The organism is Halocola ammonii, assembly GCF_049334165.1.
GTDB lineage: Bacteria > Bacteroidota > Bacteroidia > Flavobacteriales_D > Sanyastnellaceae > JBEGHD01.
In genome coordinates, this window is the sequence record NZ_JBEGHD010000009.1 from 23,223 (window position 1) to 38,696 (window position 15,474).

At 44.9% G+C, this 15,474-nt stretch carries 15 protein-coding genes; 10 read left to right on the forward strand and 5 right to left on the reverse strand.

Translation table 11 applies throughout. The features are described from left to right. Nucleotides 1–13: 13 nt before the first annotated feature. From ABHV44_RS10275 to ABHV44_RS10305, 7 genes are all read left to right on the forward strand, one after another. Nucleotides 14–1,891: an LTA synthase family protein gene (locus tag ABHV44_RS10275; RefSeq protein WP_459074601.1), complete on the forward strand. Its 1,878-nt coding sequence runs from the start codon at nt 14–16 to the stop codon at nt 1,889–1,891. Continuing rightward, nucleotides 1,888–2,763, forward strand: a complete 876-nt coding sequence (locus ABHV44_RS10280) for a diacylglycerol/lipid kinase family protein (protein WP_459074602.1) — start codon at nt 1,888–1,890, stop codon at nt 2,761–2,763. The genes ABHV44_RS10275 and ABHV44_RS10280 overlap by 4 nt, the downstream gene beginning before the upstream one ends. 103 nt (nt 2,764–2,866) lie before the next feature. Next, nucleotides 2,867–4,006 carry a DUF4856 domain-containing protein gene (locus ABHV44_RS10285; RefSeq protein ID WP_459074603.1) on the forward strand — a complete coding sequence of 380 codons (1,140 nt, stop codon included), beginning with the start codon at nt 2,867–2,869 and terminating at the stop codon, nt 4,004–4,006. A 15-nt stretch (nt 4,007–4,021) separates the two neighbouring features. Further along, the gene (locus ABHV44_RS10290; RefSeq protein ID WP_459074604.1) at nt 4,022–5,110 is read left to right on the forward strand and encodes an imelysin family protein; all 1,089 of its coding nucleotides are present in this window, start codon (nt 4,022–4,024) and stop codon (nt 5,108–5,110) included. Nucleotides 5,111–5,132: 22 nt separating this feature from the next. Next, nucleotides 5,133–6,470, forward strand: coding sequence for an HTTM domain-containing protein (locus ABHV44_RS10295; RefSeq protein ID WP_459074605.1), 1,338 nt, complete (start codon nt 5,133–5,135; stop codon nt 6,468–6,470). Beyond that, nucleotides 6,463–8,892 (forward strand): TonB-dependent receptor domain-containing protein, encoded by a 2,430-nt coding sequence (locus ABHV44_RS10300; protein WP_459074606.1) that lies wholly within the window; start codon nt 6,463–6,465, stop codon nt 8,890–8,892. The genes ABHV44_RS10295 and ABHV44_RS10300 overlap by 8 nt, the downstream gene beginning before the upstream one ends. Nucleotides 8,893–8,990: 98 nt before the next feature. Further along, nucleotides 8,991–9,497: a hypothetical protein gene (locus tag ABHV44_RS10305; protein WP_459074607.1), complete on the forward strand. Its 507-nt coding sequence runs from the start codon at nt 8,991–8,993 to the stop codon at nt 9,495–9,497. 73 nt (nt 9,498–9,570) lie between these two features. On the opposite strand, the gene ABHV44_RS10310 is transcribed toward ABHV44_RS10305, so the two are convergent. The 4 genes from ABHV44_RS10310 to ABHV44_RS10325 form a co-directional block, all read right to left on the reverse strand. Continuing rightward, nucleotides 9,571–9,924, reverse strand: coding sequence for a FlgD immunoglobulin-like domain containing protein (locus tag ABHV44_RS10310; RefSeq protein ID WP_459074608.1), 354 nt, complete (start codon nt 9,922–9,924; stop codon nt 9,571–9,573). Nucleotides 9,925–9,934: 10 nt separating this feature from the next. Next, nucleotides 9,935–10,207, reverse strand: coding sequence for a DUF493 family protein (locus tag ABHV44_RS10315; RefSeq protein ID WP_459074609.1), 273 nt, complete (start codon nt 10,205–10,207; stop codon nt 9,935–9,937). Between the two features lie 66 nt (nt 10,208–10,273). Continuing rightward, complete coding sequence (locus ABHV44_RS10320) at nt 10,274–10,612, reverse strand: ArsR/SmtB family transcription factor (protein ID WP_459074610.1); 339 nt, start codon at nt 10,610–10,612, stop codon at nt 10,274–10,276. A 115-nt stretch (nt 10,613–10,727) separates the two neighbouring features. Then, nucleotides 10,728–12,194, reverse strand: a complete 1,467-nt coding sequence (locus ABHV44_RS10325) for an SDR family oxidoreductase (protein WP_459074611.1) — start codon at nt 12,192–12,194, stop codon at nt 10,728–10,730. A gap of 91 nt (nt 12,195–12,285) precedes the next feature. On the opposite strand from ABHV44_RS10325, the gene ABHV44_RS10330 reads away from it, so the two are divergent. Genes ABHV44_RS10330 through ABHV44_RS10340 form a run of 3 tightly spaced genes read left to right on the forward strand, consistent with a single transcriptional unit; the run spans nt 12,286 to nt 14,993 of the window. Next, a complete protein-coding gene (locus ABHV44_RS10330) occupies nt 12,286–13,377 on the forward strand; it encodes a hypothetical protein (RefSeq protein ID WP_459074612.1) in 1,092 nt (363 codons plus the stop codon). 26 nt (nt 13,378–13,403) lie between these two features. Further along, nucleotides 13,404–13,991 carry an RNA polymerase sigma factor gene (locus ABHV44_RS10335; RefSeq protein ID WP_459074613.1) on the forward strand — a complete coding sequence of 196 codons (588 nt, stop codon included), beginning with the start codon at nt 13,404–13,406 and terminating at the stop codon, nt 13,989–13,991. A gap of 15 nt (nt 13,992–14,006) precedes the next feature. Next, nucleotides 14,007–14,993 (forward strand): hypothetical protein, encoded by a 987-nt coding sequence (locus ABHV44_RS10340; protein WP_459074614.1) that lies wholly within the window; start codon nt 14,007–14,009, stop codon nt 14,991–14,993. A gap of 11 nt (nt 14,994–15,004) precedes the next feature. Here the strand turns inward: ABHV44_RS10340 and apaG are convergent, their stop codons facing one another. Beyond that, nucleotides 15,005–15,394: a Co2+/Mg2+ efflux protein ApaG gene (gene apaG, locus ABHV44_RS10345; protein ID WP_459074615.1), complete on the reverse strand. Its 390-nt coding sequence runs from the start codon at nt 15,392–15,394 to the stop codon at nt 15,005–15,007. Nucleotides 15,395–15,474: the final 80 nt, after the last annotated feature.

The following is a 15,474-nucleotide window of genomic DNA, read 5'->3' on the forward strand; positions in this document are numbered from 1 at the left end:
CTACTTTTGCGCGGTGATTCAAACTCTGTCGCATATTCGAGTTTTACTTCTTCGATTGGGAATTGTGATCCTCGCATTTACCCTGTGCAGATTGGTTTTCTGGGTTTTTAATGCATCTCATTTTCACGATGTCGATTTTTGGGTGTTCATCGGTGGACTTCACTTTGACGTTACTACTGTGTTTCTCCTCAACGGTCCTATCATTGTATTTCATCTCATTCCTTTCCCTTTTCGCACAAGGAATGGCTACCGCCTATTTTTAAAAACTCTATTCTTTGCGACCAACATTCCGCTACTGATCCTCAACCTGATAGATGTCGAGTATTTTAAGTTTACTTTCAAGAGAAGCACTGCCGACCTGCTCCACCTCATGACGCTCGGTGATGACATGGGTAACTTGCTCCCACAGTTTTTACTTGACTACTGGTACCTGCCGCTGATACTGGTATTACTAATCTGGGGGATGAACTTCCTCTATAAAAAGACTCAAAGAAAAATTGAAAGAGTCGCTCACGGCTGGCGTTATTATACGATTCACTCATTACTGTTTTTTCTCGGAATTGGACTTTGGGTTCTGGCCGGGCGTGGTGGCATCCAGCTAAAGCCGTTGAGTATCATCAGCGCTAGCGAATACGCAAAAACCGACAACATTCCGCTGGTTCTTAACACGCCATTTACCATCGCCAAGACTCTCGGAAAGTCGAAGCTAGAGGACGTTGAGTATTTCACCGAAGCTCAGGCTCGTCTGTTTTTCGATCCAGTAAAGTCCGTTGGAGCCGACAGCACCGGGGCCAAACCGAACGTGGTGGTTCTCATTTTGGAGAGCTTCTCGGAAGAATACATCGGAGCTATAAACGGCAATCGCAAAAGCTACACCCCGTTTCTGGATTCGCTTTTAAAAGAATCAATTCTGTTTGAGTCGGGCTACGCCAACGGTCGAAAGTCGATTGAAGCAATGCCTGCCATCACCTCTTCTCTACCCTCTCTAATGACCTCACCGTACATTCAATCAGGATACGGTGGAAATACGGTTACAGCTCTTCCGAAACTTCTTGAAGAACAGGGCTATTCTACTTCTTTCTTTCACGGTGGGAATAATGGCACAATGGGATTTGATGCTTTTTCTGATGCTGCGGGGTTCGACAGGTACGTAGGTCGAAATGAGTATCCCTACTCAGGACACTACGATGGCAACTGGGGAATTTTTGACGAACAGTTTCTCGATTTTTTTGCCAATGAATTGGACCAGGAGCCGCAGCCGTTTATGAGTGCGGTTTTTACTTTGAGTAGTCACCACCCTTTTACAATTCCCGACAAATACGAAGAAAAGTTTTCAAATGGCGACAGGCCGATCCACAACAGCATTCGCTACACAGACTTTGCACTGGAACAATTTTTTAGAAAAGCGCAAAAAATGGATTGGTTTCAAAACACCTGGTTTGTAGTCACTGCCGATCACACCACTATCACTGAAGATCCATACTATCATACTCGAATTGGTGGCTATCGCGTACCCATTGCTTTTTATCACCCCAATATCGAAGGTGAAGTTCTCCCTGGAGTTGCTCAGCACACCGATATTTTGCCTTCGATTCTGCACCTCACAGGCTACGAAAAGGAATTCTTGTCCTTCGGCTACAATCTTTTTGAAGATGACAAGCGATATGCCTTCGGGTTTCTCAACAACACATACCACATCGTCAACGAGCGGTTTTTGCTTGAGTTTGATGGTGAAAAAACCATCGCTATCTACGACATCACCTTAGACCCAATGCTGAAAAACAATCTCGTGGAAAATGATGTGGAGCTCCTCGAAATGGAAGCCACCCTGAAGTCGGTCATTCAGCAATTTAACAGCCGAATGAACAGCAACAAACTTACAGTTCAATGAAGCGACTGAAGACGGTTTTGATTGTCAACCCATTTTCGGGCACAACGGACTGTGAAAAGACAGTGCAACTAGTTGAGAAAACGCTCGATTCATCGAAGTTTGAACTGGCGATTGAGCGAACGGTAAAAGCTGGTCATGCTGCTGAAATTGCTGAACAGTCATCAAAGAAAGGAATGGATTTGGTGATTGTAGCAGGAGGAGACGGTACAGTAAATGAAGTGGGAACCGCCTTGCTTAACTCTGCTACTGCATTGGCGATCTTGCCTTGTGGTTCTGGCAATGGGGTTGCCCGTTCGCTGGGAATTCCTGTGAATTTAAGAAAGGCAATCACCCACCTTAACGAGAAAGCTAAGCTTCAAAAAATTGACACGGCCACTTTCAACGACCGTGTCTTTATCGGACTTTGCGGAATCGGCTTTGACGCCCTCGTTAGTCACGAGTTTCACAACTTTAAAAGTCGCGGACTAAAAGGCTATTTTAAAGCCTTCACAAACAAAATTCTCCAATTCAAACCAAGAGAATTCACCATAGAAACCAGGGATCAAAAATTTGTAGTAAATGGTTTTTTGGCTGTTGTGGCAAACAGCAATCAATTTGGCAACAACGCTAAAATCTCACCTGAATCAAAAATGGATGATGGGTTGCTCAATTTGACCCTTATTAAAAGCATGCCCAAGGTTTTGGTGCCAGCAGAAATTGTTAAGCTTTTTAGCGGAGTAATTCACAAAAGCCCTCATGCCTTCACTCTCACCTCCGACTGGTTTCGGATTTCATCCACTTTCGACAAGGCCCACATCGATGGGGAGCCAATTAATTGCTCCGCAGCCGTTGAAGTTGCTGTTCACCCGCGGTCACTCACGGTCATGGCCTAAGTTTTTAATATACCACATTCATGGTATTGCCGACTGTCCATTCGGCACCTACTTTTGCCCCGAAATTTAATTCTATTAAGAACTGATCTAAATAAATTTAAAGATGATCAACAAGTGGACAGTAGGGATTTTGAGCGCAGCTTTGATGCTGACCGCCTGCAGCAAGGATGATGAAAACACTCCTGAAGAAAATGTAGATACAGGGGTAAATTGTGAGGCCAACGAGTACTGCTTTACCGATGGAGAGGGTAATTTGACAGTTTCTTACAGTGGCCAAATTGCTCGTCTCAATCAAATGGAAGAGTTGACAAGCTACATGAAGGAAGCTAACACTCCGGGCATTTCGGTAGATGCAGCCACAATGAAAGAAATGTTTTCAAACAACAACGGAAACGGAAGCACGCATTTTTCAAGTGAAGCCGCGGTAGCTGGAAAACAACTAAAAAACAAGTGCTTTTTGGGAACAGTGAACCTCTATGAAGCTTACATGGATTCACTAGCTATGATTTCAGTGAATTCTTCAGAAGGGAGCAACGGAACTGCCGGTGTAGTTACCAGTACTGCAAACCCAGACAAGAAATACTTGCTCAACGCAAATGGTTTTGAATACACTCAGTTGATCGAAAAAGGATTGATGGGCGATGTGTTCTACTACCAGGCAATTGAAACTTACATTGTCGGTGTTGAAGACGGAGCTTACGACAACAGTTCTACTCTGGAAGGTGAGTTTTACACAGAAATGGAGCACAAGTTTGACGAGGCATTCGGTTACTTTGGTGCACCACAAGATTTTCTCGAAAACCCAGGGAACGCTCGTTTCCACGCTAAGTACTGCAACTCAAGAAACGATGCGCTCGAAACCAACGAAGCTATTTTCAATGCTTTCATTGGAGCTCGCACCAATATTTCTGCAGATGACCTTGGAGCAGCTCAAATTGAGATGGACGAAATCAGATTGCAGTGGCACCGAGTGGTTGCAGGAACGGCCATCAGCTACCTAAAAGGAGCTACGCAAAACATGATGGATCCAGCCATCAAATGCCACCAACTTTCTGAGGCTTATGCTTTCATCGGAAACTTGTTGCACAATGCGCCATACAACCTCTCGCCAGATCAGGTGCAAATTGCAAGAGACTACATGGGAGACAATTTCTACGAGACAACGATTGAGGACATTGAGAACACTATCGGATATCTAGTGAACAACACAGAAATCACGCTTGCAGAATTGGCAGACATCTAAAAAACCAATCGCTCTATGATGAAGACGACCAAGTTTATCGCAGCACTTTTTGCTATTTCCCTTTTGTTTATTGGTTGCGACCGTGAGGACGATGACACTGAGCAAATGGTGGAAACCAGCGAAACGATGCGTCACATGGGCGAAGCGATTATCGCTCCTGCCTATGCCGAGTGGAATTTGAGCAGTTCGGGTTTGCACAACGCTGCGCTGAGTTTCACCGATACTCCGGAACAGCAAACTTTGTCTGATTTGAGAGTCGCATTAAAAGAGAATTGGATCGACTGGCAGTATTGCTCTCCTTTTGAATTTGGCCCTGCTTATACTTTGGAGCTGCGAGCTAACACCAACACATTTCCAGCTGATGTGGAAGACATTCAGTTGCGAATTGAAGCAGATGACAATCCTCAAAGCGCAGATGAGCGTGGCTATCCGTCAATCGATTTTTTAATCAATGGAGTTGCTGAAAGCGATCAGGAGATCATTGATCTATTTACGAGCGATGGACTGGCAGGGAAGCGAAAAAGCTATCTGCTGAAACTCACCCAAAAGATTCGTGACAATGCGATTTCGGTGAGCAGCGAGTGGAACAACGGCTACATCGATGACTTTGCTCAGAACACCGGCACTCAAGCCGGTAGCGCGCTCAGTCTTTTGGTGAACGAACTGAACAAGGATTACGAGATGATAAAGCGCGAGCGGATTGCACTTCCGCTGGGGCTTTTGACTCTCGGAATGCCACTACCCGATCGCTGCGAAGCCTACTACGGAGGGTACTCAGCAGAGCTCGCTCACGAACACATGCTTGCGATAGTCGAGACTTACAAGGGAGGTGATGGCCGCGGACTGGATGATTTGCTCAACGATGCTGAAGCGTTTCACCAACCGAGCAATCAACTTCTGGATGAGGCCATTCAGGAGCAAATGAACAGTGGACTCGCTCAACTGGAAGGTTTGCCCGATCCGCTTTCGGCAACCATTGAGCAAGAACCAGCCACGGTTGAGGAGTGCTACGATGAGCTGCAAGCGCTGGTGGTTTTACTCAAAACAGACATGCCTTCAGCACTAGGAGTCTCGATCACCTTCACAGACAACGATGGCGATTAAAGCATCTTTGATAAAGTAGAATTTGAACGCACTGAAAAAATATCTAAACAATAAGGGGAGTATCGCTCCCCTTGTGTCGTTTAGGATGATATTCGGTGTCATCATGGCTTTTGGTGCTGTTCGCTTTGCCTACTACGGTTGGATTAAGAAGCTCTACATCGACCCCTCACACCACTTTAGCTACTACGGTTTCGACTGGATTGAGCCTCTACCGGGAATTGGAATGTATCTCGTTTTCGGGGTTATTTTCTTGTCGGCTCTTGGGGTCGCTCTCGGAGCTTTTTATCGTGTGTCGAGTGTTTTGTTCTTTCTTTCATTCACTTACGTAGAACTGATCGACAAAACAACCTATCTGAATCACTACTACTTTGTGAGCATCGTGGCATTTTTGCTCTGCCTCGTTCCTGCTCATCGCTTCCTCTCGGTGGATGTTTGGAGAAAGCCAGAGCTGCGACAAGTAAAAACGCGAAGCTGGCACATCGCAATTTTCAAACTGCAACTCGGAATGGTCTACTTTTTTGCAGGTATCGCAAAAATCAATGCAGACTGGCTGTTCAGAGCGATGCCACTAAAAATTTGGCTTCCGGGCAAATCTTCTCTTCCGATTTTTGGTAAGCTCTTGACTTATGAGTGGACGGCCTATTTTTTCAGCTGGTTTGGCATGCTCTACGACATTCTGATTCCGTTTTTTCTTCTTTGGAAAAAGTCGAGGCTACTTGCATACGCTGCTGTTATCGCATTTCACGTAATGACCTGGAGCTTGTTTCAGATCGGGATTTTCCCCTGGGTGATGATCGGTTCTACACTCATCTTTTTCTCTGCAAATTGGCACGAGAAGATCCACAAAAAACTTTTTGGCGCCAGCTACGAGGAAACTAAATCTGCTGAAGCCTTTTCAGAACTACAGTCCACTCCTCGCATGGTGACCGCGATTTTGGCTGTACATTTTGCTCTGCAAATTTTGCTGCCGTTTCGCTACGCGCTTTATCCTGGTGACCTGTTTTGGAACGAACAAGGCTACCGCTTCTCATGGCGCGTGATGCTCATGGAAAAAGCAGGGTACGTTACATTCCATGTTTCGGACCCAGAAACTGGAAAATCTGGCATTGTCGACAACAGCGAGTACCTTACTCCGCTTCAGGAAAAACAGATGTCGATGCAGCCAGACATGATTTTGGAAATGGCGCATTGGATTGCCGAAGACTATCGACAGCAAGGATTTGAAAACATTGAGGTAAAGGCTGAAAGTTACGCTACACTCAACGGCTCGGGAAGCCGACCATTTATCGACCCGGACGTGAACCTAGTTGAAAAGAAGCAGGGATTTGCTCACAAAAACTGGATTTTGTCATATGAGTAGAATCCTGTTTGCCATAGCGCTTTTGCTTTTTGTTTCGGTGAATGCCATCGGCCAAACTACCGTTTCGGGAACTGTGAAAGATCAAAACTCTCATGAGCCAATTATTGGAGCTGCAGTTTTGGCCTCTACTAGCAACGGGGCTTTTACCGATGAAGAAGGCACCTTTGAGATTGAGCTATCTCAGGGAGATTACACACTTACGATTCGTGCGTTGGGTTTTGAGAGAAAAGAATTAAAAATTTCGGTTACGGAAAAAGACCTTGAACTTGAAGTAAGTCTGAAACCTCTTGTACTCAACGAAGCTGTAGTTGTTGGAGACAACAAGAGCGGATTTGGTTTGACTAAGCTCAGCCCGGTGGAGGGTATGGCGATTTACGCAGGAAAAAAATCGGAGGTGATTGAACTGGAAGAAATCACAGCCAACGTTGCGACCAATAACAGCCGGCAGGTTTATGCCAAAGTTGCCGGTCTCAACATTTGGGAAAGTGACGGTGCCGGACTTCAGCTCGGGATAGGCGGTAGAGGCCTTAATCCAAACAGAACTTCCAATTTTAACACGCGTCAAAACGGCTACGACATAAGTGCTGATGCGCTTGGCTACCCGGAAGCTTACTACACGCCACCGGTGCAGGCATTAGATAGGATTGAGATTGTCCGCGGTGCTGCATCTCTCCAATACGGACCACAGTTTGGCGGAATGATCAACTTCAAAATGAAACGCGGCCCCGAAGACAAAAAAATCAGTGTCAACAGCCAGCAAACTCTCGGTTCGTTTGGTCTTTTCTCTTCATTCAACAGTGTTGGTGGTCAGGTTGGAAAATTGAACTACTACACCTACTACCACCACAAGAGTGGAGATGGTTGGCGCGAAAACTCACAATTTGAATCAAACAATCTCTTTGGAGGATTTCAGTATCAGGTGAATGAAAAGCTGAGCTTGAAACTCGACCTTACAAAACTCAATTACATTGCTCAGCAACCGGGAGGCCTCACCGACACCGAGTTTGATCGCGACCCCAGACAATCGAAACGCGAGCGAAACTGGTTCAAGGTAGACTGGAACCTCGCAGCTTTTTCTCTCGACTACAAGCTTTCGCCTTCGACCTCTATCAATTGGAGAAACTTTGGACTTATGGCGAGTCGTGATGCACTCGGTTTCCTTGGGTTGATCTCTCGCACCGATCCTCTGGAAGAGCGCGATTTGATTTCGGGAAAGTTTAAAAACTGGGGATCAGAACTTCGTGTAAAACACCGCTACGATTTTAGAGGTCTTCCCTCCACTCTTTTGGCTGGAGCCCGACTCTACAACGGAACAACCACAAACCGACAGGGACTTGCCAACGATGGCTACGGCCCCGATTTCTATTACATTTCTGAAGATTTTTTGGAAGGATCGGACTACACTTTCGAAAATCAAAACGTAGCCTTGTTTGCCGAAAACGTTTTCAACGTGACCAAGAGGTTGAGCATCACTCCAGGCTTAAGATTCGAGTACCTGAACACAGGATCTGATGGCTACTACACATTGACCGAAAGAGATGGTGCTGGCAATGTGCTTCCAGGTTATCCGAGACAAATTTTTGAGGAAAACAGCAAGGAACGAAGTTTTGCGCTTGCGGGAATTGGTGTGGCTTACGACCTCAAGCCAACTGTAGAGCTTTACGGCAACGTTTCGCAAAATTATCGGGCAATCAACTTCAGCGACATTCATATCCAGAATCCCAAACAGCGCGTGGATAAAAACATCAGCGATGAACGTGGAATGAACGCAGACCTTGGTATTCGTGCAAACGTGAAAGGAAAGTTCTACATCGATGCATCGCTTTTCTACCTGCAGTATCGTGACAGGATTGGTCTTTTGCTCACTTCCGAAGACGATCCGATTCTGGGCAGGCAGTCGATTCGATTAAGAACCAATATTTCCGATGCGCGCAATATTGGCGCAGAAATCTTCGCAGAAACAGACTTTATCAATTTGTTTTCCAAAACAGAAAGAGCTTTGCGTTGGACTGGTTTTGTGAACCTGGCATTGATTGATGCGCGATACATAAATTCGGATGACAGCTCTGTGAGAGGTAAAAAGGTAGAGTTTGTTCCGCAGGTGAATCTGAAAGCCGGAAGCGGCATTCATTACAAGTCTTTTGATCTGGTTTACCAGTTTAGCTACATCGCTTCACAGTTTACTGATGCCACAAATGCTAGCTTCAAAGCAGACCCTAACGCGATTGTAGGTGAAATCCCAGCATATTGGGTTTCGGACCTGAGCCTGAAGTACAACTACAAGTTCTTTACGCTCGGTGCTGGAGTCAATAATCTGTTCGATCAAATGTACTTCACCCGCAGAGCTACTGGCTACCCCGGCCCGGGAATCATCCCTTCAGACGGACGAAGTTTCTACATAACTCTTGGCCTAAAACTTTAACATTTGTATCTTTCTGTGAGGTTTCCCCCAACATCAATGGCATAAATTCGTTGATGTGGAATAGAAATTGATTCATACTTAATCAAAAATTCAGACTCATGAAAAAATCAGCAATAGCCATAGTTCTACTTTTCTTCGGATTATCAGCTTTCAGCCAAATCATGGTTGAGGATTACGAAAGGAAAGCAAAGGCAAATGTCAACAACCTCGATGAAATAAAACCTGTGAACGCTACTAGCGAATGCGGGGAAGTGAAAGTCGAAATTGAGGACAAGCAATTCTCGGGTGGCTGCATTGGCACACTCGTTAGAACTTACAAGTTTACCGATGACTGCGGCAACGAAGCCAAAGCCGAAAAATACATCAACTTATTAGACACGGAAGCTCCCGTTTTTGACGATGTGCCTTCCAATCTTGCCGTTTCATCAGCAGAGGAAATCCCTACTGCTCCTGAGCTTACTGCAACCGACAACAGCGGAAAGCCAGTAAAAATCACGATGGAAGAAATCGAACAAAAGAAAAAAATAATCAGGAAGTGGACAGCTACCGATCCATGTGGAAACAGCACCACTGAGCAGCAGGAGATCACCTGGAAAGGTGTTTAGTTCGAAGGTTTAAAAACACAAAAGCCGCTTTGTCTTTTCGACAAGCGGCTTTTTTTGTGATTGAATTTCGTAATTACGAAAAGTACCGGGTAGCTTGCTGATTTCTGGTTTTTAGCAGGCAGTAAAATTGACCACCTTCGTTTTCAGGCTTTGTCCACGAAAACTCGTGTTCGCCAGCTTCAACTTGTCCTTCATTCACAGTATCCAGCAACTTATCCGTTTTGTCGTAAACAGATAAAGTCACTTGTTCGGCTTCTGGAACCTCAATTTTGATGTTGACCTTTTCAGCACCGGAATCGATTGAGATGAAATTGGTGTATTTCAGTTTAGCCTTATTCGCTCCCATTTTCTTCAGCAATCGCTTATAAAGGATTACCGCCAGCAAAACGACTAACGACACGAGCAAAAAATTTCTTAGCGTATCCATTCTTTAATTGTTAGAGCGAAATAATTCCCTCGATTTTGCTTGCCTCTTCGTAGCGCTCAAAAATGATATCTACCTCCATAATCATTTCTCTAACCGTAATGCTGGTGTAGTTTCCTTTTCTAGATTTTTTCATTTTAAACTCAGCCGATTCGTCAAATATGCGCTTTAGGCGAGTGATGCGACCACTGTCGGATGGGAGTACGAACTTGAACATGTACATCGATGGCCACGAGTGCATTTCATTGAGTTGTGCTCTTATTTTTTTGAGTCTTTCGGGATCCATAGTCTGAAAATTTTCGCCTGCAAAAATAGCCAATACCGGCCACCTTCTGAAAACGATTGCGAAGGATTATTGTTTTGAGCCAGATGACGGCTTTTGCTCTAAGAGAGACGAAAACTCCACCCACGAGCTCACGGCTTTTGTGAGTTGATCTTCAACCAGCCAAAACTCGGCATTTGAACCAAAGATTTTTCCACGAATGAGACCGGCTTTTTTGAGGTCTCTGAGATGTTGGATGACAGTTGACGGAGCCATGGGCATCTCCTTGATTTGCTCACTGCCCATGGTCGATTTTTCTGAAGCCAGTTTTCTCAAAATCATGATCCTCACAGGATGGGCGATAGATCTGGCAAGCTTTGAGAGCTCAACGTCTAAAGGATCGAAGTTTTGTTTGGCTGATTCCGGCATGCAGTTGCAAAAACTTAATTGCAACGGCAATCAACCAAAAGAGGTTAAATGAAAAGTTAATTGAACGTTATTCAAAGTGAAGGCTTTCGTCAACGGAGTGTTTCGATGGGAAAGCTCAGGGATTTTTATGCCGAACGATTTTGTTGATCATGCCATTGAAAACAAAGATGTGAAAAGGGAAAACCAACCACCAGTAGACTCTGCCCAAAACTCCACTCGGCCTGAAAGTGGCAGTTTGCTTTAGATAGGACTTGCCATTTTTCTGAAACATGTTGAACTCGAGCCAGGCCTCTCCCGGGAGTTTCATTTCTGCAAGGAGCAAGAGCCTCCCTTCCTCTCTGTCTGCTACCAGCACTCTCCAAAAGTCGAGAGCATCACCAGAAACCAACTCACTCTGACTTCTTCGACCACGCCTCAGGCCGACTCCTCCGGCTAGTTTGTCAAGAAATCCCCGAATGCCCCACAACCATGACGCGTAGTACCAACCTCGATTTCCACCAATTGAGAAAATATTCTCCTTTACTCGCTCTTCGCTCCCTGGCTTCAGCTTGAGCTTTTTGATATCACGGAAAACTCCATGTTTCGGAATTTCCACAAATTCACTCAAGTTGGAAAGCCTCGTGCTGGTCACTAATGAATCTTTCCAGCTAGAGAGAATCATATTCTGTTCAATTTTGTTGAAGGCTAGCTTCACGGCTTCTTTGTAAGGAATCAATCGAATACCGAGCATTTCCTTGAGCTTGTAGTCTCTGGCAACAACACTCACTTTCATGCTATTCACCAGATTTACGGCCAGCGGATACGAAGTTGCTGTGACAAAATAGAGCCAGTAGCTCGATAGTCTTGGGGTCATCACCGGCAGTGTGACAATTACTCTCTTCAAATTTCTCACTTCGGCAAATTGAAGAAGCATTTGTTTGTAAGTAAGAACTTCAGGGCCGGCAATGTCGAAAGCCTCGTTGAGGCAGTCTTCTCTGCCCATCACCCCGACTAAAAAGTCGCAGACATTTCGAATTGCAATTGGATGCGACTTCGTGTTGAGCCATCGCGGTGTAATCATGAAAGGTAATTTCTCGATCAGATCCCTCATGATTTCGAAAGAGGCACTACCGGAGCCTACGATGATTCCAGCTCTTAGCACCGTGCAAGGAAGATCTGAGTTGAAAAGAATCTCCTCCACATTTTTTCGCGACTGCAAATGCTTGCTCAGATGCTCATCATTCACTATCCCCGTGAGATAGATTACTTGTTTTAAATCGACTTTCTCAGCCATTTTGACAAAATTTCGAGCAGCCTGGCTTTCGAGTTCATCAAAGTCGTTGGATCCCGCTGTCATCGAATGAATGAGATAATAGGCTATGTCAACGTCTTTTGGAAGTGGTTCAGATTCTTCAGGCTTAAGGAAATCGACAATGACAAGCTCAATGTTACCTTCGAAAGAAGGCTTAAAGTCAAATCGATCTTTCGAACGGACACAACAATAGACAAAGTAGCCGCGGTCTACAAGTAGCGGCAAGAGTCGCATCCCGATGTAACCATTGGCACCTGTGAGTAATATGTTGGGCTTGTCATTCTTCAACAAAGACAACAACAGTCACCGTCTGGCAAAGTTTTGTCCGATATTTGAACCAAACGGGAAGTCCGGTGTACTGCTGGTCAGAAATTTCGATCTCATGAAAAAAAACTTGTTTCAGTTGGCTTTGACTTTTGTTCTTTTATGGCTTTCTGTCAGTGGCTGGTCGCAGTCGCAAAGTCAAAAGTCGTTGATCGCGCCCGCGGATGTTCTTCAAAGTGAAAACCTGGATAGCCGTCAGTTTGAGTCATTGGCCGATCAGTGGGAAAACCAGGCAAGAGCCAACGCTTCGAATGCCAACGCCTGGCTAAACTGGTTTGATGCTGAACGTTTTTCGCACTACCAAAACAAGATGAAGGTCCGCACTGAAAGCCAAAAACAAGAGCTTCAGTCGATTATTTCTGAAATGTCTCAAAACGTTCCGAACAGTGCTCAACTCGACTATGCCCGGTTTTTACTGGATCCTTTTTCAGAACCGAGCTTCCAACACCTTGAAAATGCCTATCAAAAAAGCTCTTCGGAGGAGGTGGAACTCGATTACATCGCCTATCTAAAGCTGAAAAACAAAAGTGAAAGACTCAGGAATAAACTCCAGCAGTTGGCGACCAAAGAACTTTTTAGTGCAGTGGAGATGGAATACAATCGCAACGTGCTGGTTTCGGTGCCAAAAGACGGTGTGCTGCTGACTCACGGAAACTCCGACACATTTCCGCTTTTGATTTGGCAGGAACTGGAAGGCTTCCGCACCGATGTGGTCGTCATAAATATCGAATGGCTTAACAATTCAGAGCTGCGTAAAGAGCTTTTTGAAAGATTGGGACTCGCGTTGCCAAACCTTCCAAATGGTAACGAATATCATTACGCCAATAATATTTTAATGAACGAAGGAACGCATCCTGTTTCTATTGCGCTAACCTTCCCTCCTGCATTTTTACAACAGCATCAAAACCGGTTGAACTGTGCGGGACTCGTTTTTGTGAACCAAAAAGAATTCTCTCCCAGAGACCTGATGAAGAATTGGTTTGACTTTCAGCTCGAACATTTCACCAGTACCAAGGGGCTGAATGCGAACTATCAGTTTCCACTTTACCTCTTAGACCAGTATTTGGCGGAGAATGGCCCGGAGCGTAAACGGAAAGACCTGGCGCCTTACAAGGCTCTATTTCCTGAACTTTTCAAAAACGGCCAATGAGTTTGTTCAGCAAGAAATATCAAAGCATGACAGACGAAGAGCTGATGGAACTCGTGGCCGAAAAGGAAAAGCGAGCTTTCTCAGAACTCTATGATCGCTACTCTGCTCCGCTACTCAATTATTTTTTCCGGATGCTTTGGAAGGATCGCGAAAAGGCCGAAGATTTTATGCAAGATCTTTTTATGAAGTTGATCCACAAACCGCACCTCTATCAGCCAGGACGAAACTTTAAAACCTGGCTATACAGCATTGCTAACAACATGTGCAAAAATGAATACCGCAAACAGGAAGTTCGAAAGAACACCGTAAACATGGACACGCCAAACGCTATGGGAGAAGATGGATCTGAAGCCATTCGGAGCATGGACCGGCAGGACTTCGACAAGGAACTCGAACTGGCTCTGGACGAACTGGACGAAAAGAAAAGGACAGTTTTCGAAATGCGATTTCGCGAAGATCTGTCGATAAAAGAAATCAGCGAAGCACTGGAATGCAGCGAAGGCACTGTGAAGTCGCGGATTTTTTACACCATCAAGTATCTCAACGGTAAGCTCAAACACTTTGAGAAAGCGATCAATGCCGTTTTACTAATCATTTGCTGGATGCTTTATTAAAAACCTGAAAAGAAGATGAAACGAAAATTTAAATACGACCCTGAAGACCTCGAGTCACTTTTGCTCAACAAGAAGTTCGAGGAACTCTACCCGGAAGAAAGAGAGTTTGTACTCAAGCATATGGATTCGGCCAAAGAGTATGCCTCCATGCGAAAAACTCTTTTGTCGATTGTGGAGCAACCCGGTAACGATTCACCTCTGAAGCCAAAAAGCTCCACAAAACGCAAACTGATGCGTGAATTTGAAGAGGAGAAAACGGCTACCTGGAAAATTTGGCTGAACGGAATTTTTCTGCCGTTCAACAGAAAGCCGGTTCTCTCCTACTCGCTTGTTGCTGTTGTTCTGATTGCTGGTGGTTTGTTCTTTTTTAACCAACAGAATGCAGACAAAGTGTTGCTTGCCGACAACAAGGAACAATCGAAAGAAGAGAAACAAGAAGCCGGTGAAGCTCGGGATATAGAGAAAGACCTGGAGTCAAATGACAACTCTAGGGATGATTCAGAGAAGGAACTGCCTTCTACCGAGAAGGAAGAAGAACTGGAAGAACTACCACCACTGAGTGAACCAGAGCCGACAGCTACCGAAACAGCACAGAATCGAGAAATTGAGGTGAACGAGGATGTGGAAAAAGATGCAGTGAAGGACTTGCAACTTGCTGACGCAACGGAAAAAAACACGGAGAACATCCGGCCACAAGCGGATTCAGAAATTTCGAAAGAAGAAGAAATAACTCCCGCAAGATCTGAGAACGAAGAATCAACTGATGAGCTGGCGGAAATTGAGCAGCCTCAGGAAGAAGAAGAAGTAAAAGCCGAGAGAAGTGTGACCGCAACTCAAATCAACACGGACTCTTTCACAATGGACGACCAAATGGGAAATATTGCTGAGACAACCACCATTGAGAGTTACAGCAGGCAAAGGATAAAAGCCAATGTACAGGAGGAATCCACATCAATGGCAAAAGGGGCATTCCTACTTGGCAAGCTACAAACTTCGATGTAGTAAAACCAGAACTAATTTTTAGCGAAAGGTGCTTCCAGCAAGAATTCTGGGATGGTGACTTTAAAAAAGTTGTTTTCCCGCACATTCAACATTCGGTAACAACCTTTCATCCTGCCTCTATCTGTGGTGAGGTCGCTGGCTGAAGAGTAGCTATAGACTTCGCCACTTCTGATTATCGGCTGTTTTCCGATTACACCTTCCCCTTTCACGGTTCGGTGTTCCCAGTTCGAATCAAAAATATTCCACTCCCTGTCCATCAGCTTGATCGAAAAGTCGTTTTGGTTCTCGATAGTGATGAAGTAGAGAAAAATGTAACGGCCATCAAGTGGCACTGAAAACTCATTTTCGAAATGTGCCTTAACCGTAATTTTTACGCCCGCTGTTACCAGTTCTGAAGTCATTGTATGTCATAGCATTTCTTACAATTATAGAGAATAACCGCAAGAAAAGAAGACAAAACTCAAAAAAGTTGATCGTGAAG

Coding starts and splice junctions, on each gene's coding strand:
- ABHV44_RS10340 (WP_459074614.1), top strand. CDS start 14,007: ATGAAACGAAAATTTAAATACGACCCTGAAGACCTCGAGTCACTTTTG.
- ABHV44_RS10305 (WP_459074607.1), top strand. CDS start 8,991: ATGAAAAAATCAGCAATAGCCATAGTTCTACTTTTCTTCGGATTATCA.
- ABHV44_RS10330 (WP_459074612.1), top strand. CDS start 12,286: ATGAAAAAAAACTTGTTTCAGTTGGCTTTGACTTTTGTTCTTTTATGG.
- ABHV44_RS10280 (WP_459074602.1), top strand. CDS start 1,888: ATGAAGCGACTGAAGACGGTTTTGATTGTCAACCCATTTTCGGGCACA.
- ABHV44_RS10315 (WP_459074609.1), bottom strand. CDS start 10,207: ATGGATCCCGAAAGACTCAAAAAAATAAGAGCACAACTCAATGAAATG.
- ABHV44_RS10335 (WP_459074613.1), top strand. CDS start 13,404: ATGACAGACGAAGAGCTGATGGAACTCGTGGCCGAAAAGGAAAAGCGA.
- ABHV44_RS10285 (WP_459074603.1), top strand. CDS start 2,867: ATGATCAACAAGTGGACAGTAGGGATTTTGAGCGCAGCTTTGATGCTG.
- apaG (WP_459074615.1), bottom strand. CDS start 15,394: ATGACTTCAGAACTGGTAACAGCGGGCGTAAAAATTACGGTTAAGGCA.
- ABHV44_RS10300 (WP_459074606.1), top strand. CDS start 6,463: ATGAGTAGAATCCTGTTTGCCATAGCGCTTTTGCTTTTTGTTTCGGTG.
- ABHV44_RS10320 (WP_459074610.1), bottom strand. CDS start 10,612: ATGCCGGAATCAGCCAAACAAAACTTCGATCCTTTAGACGTTGAGCTC.
- ABHV44_RS10290 (WP_459074604.1), top strand. CDS start 4,022: ATGATGAAGACGACCAAGTTTATCGCAGCACTTTTTGCTATTTCCCTT.
- ABHV44_RS10310 (WP_459074608.1), bottom strand. CDS start 9,924: ATGGATACGCTAAGAAATTTTTTGCTCGTGTCGTTAGTCGTTTTGCTG.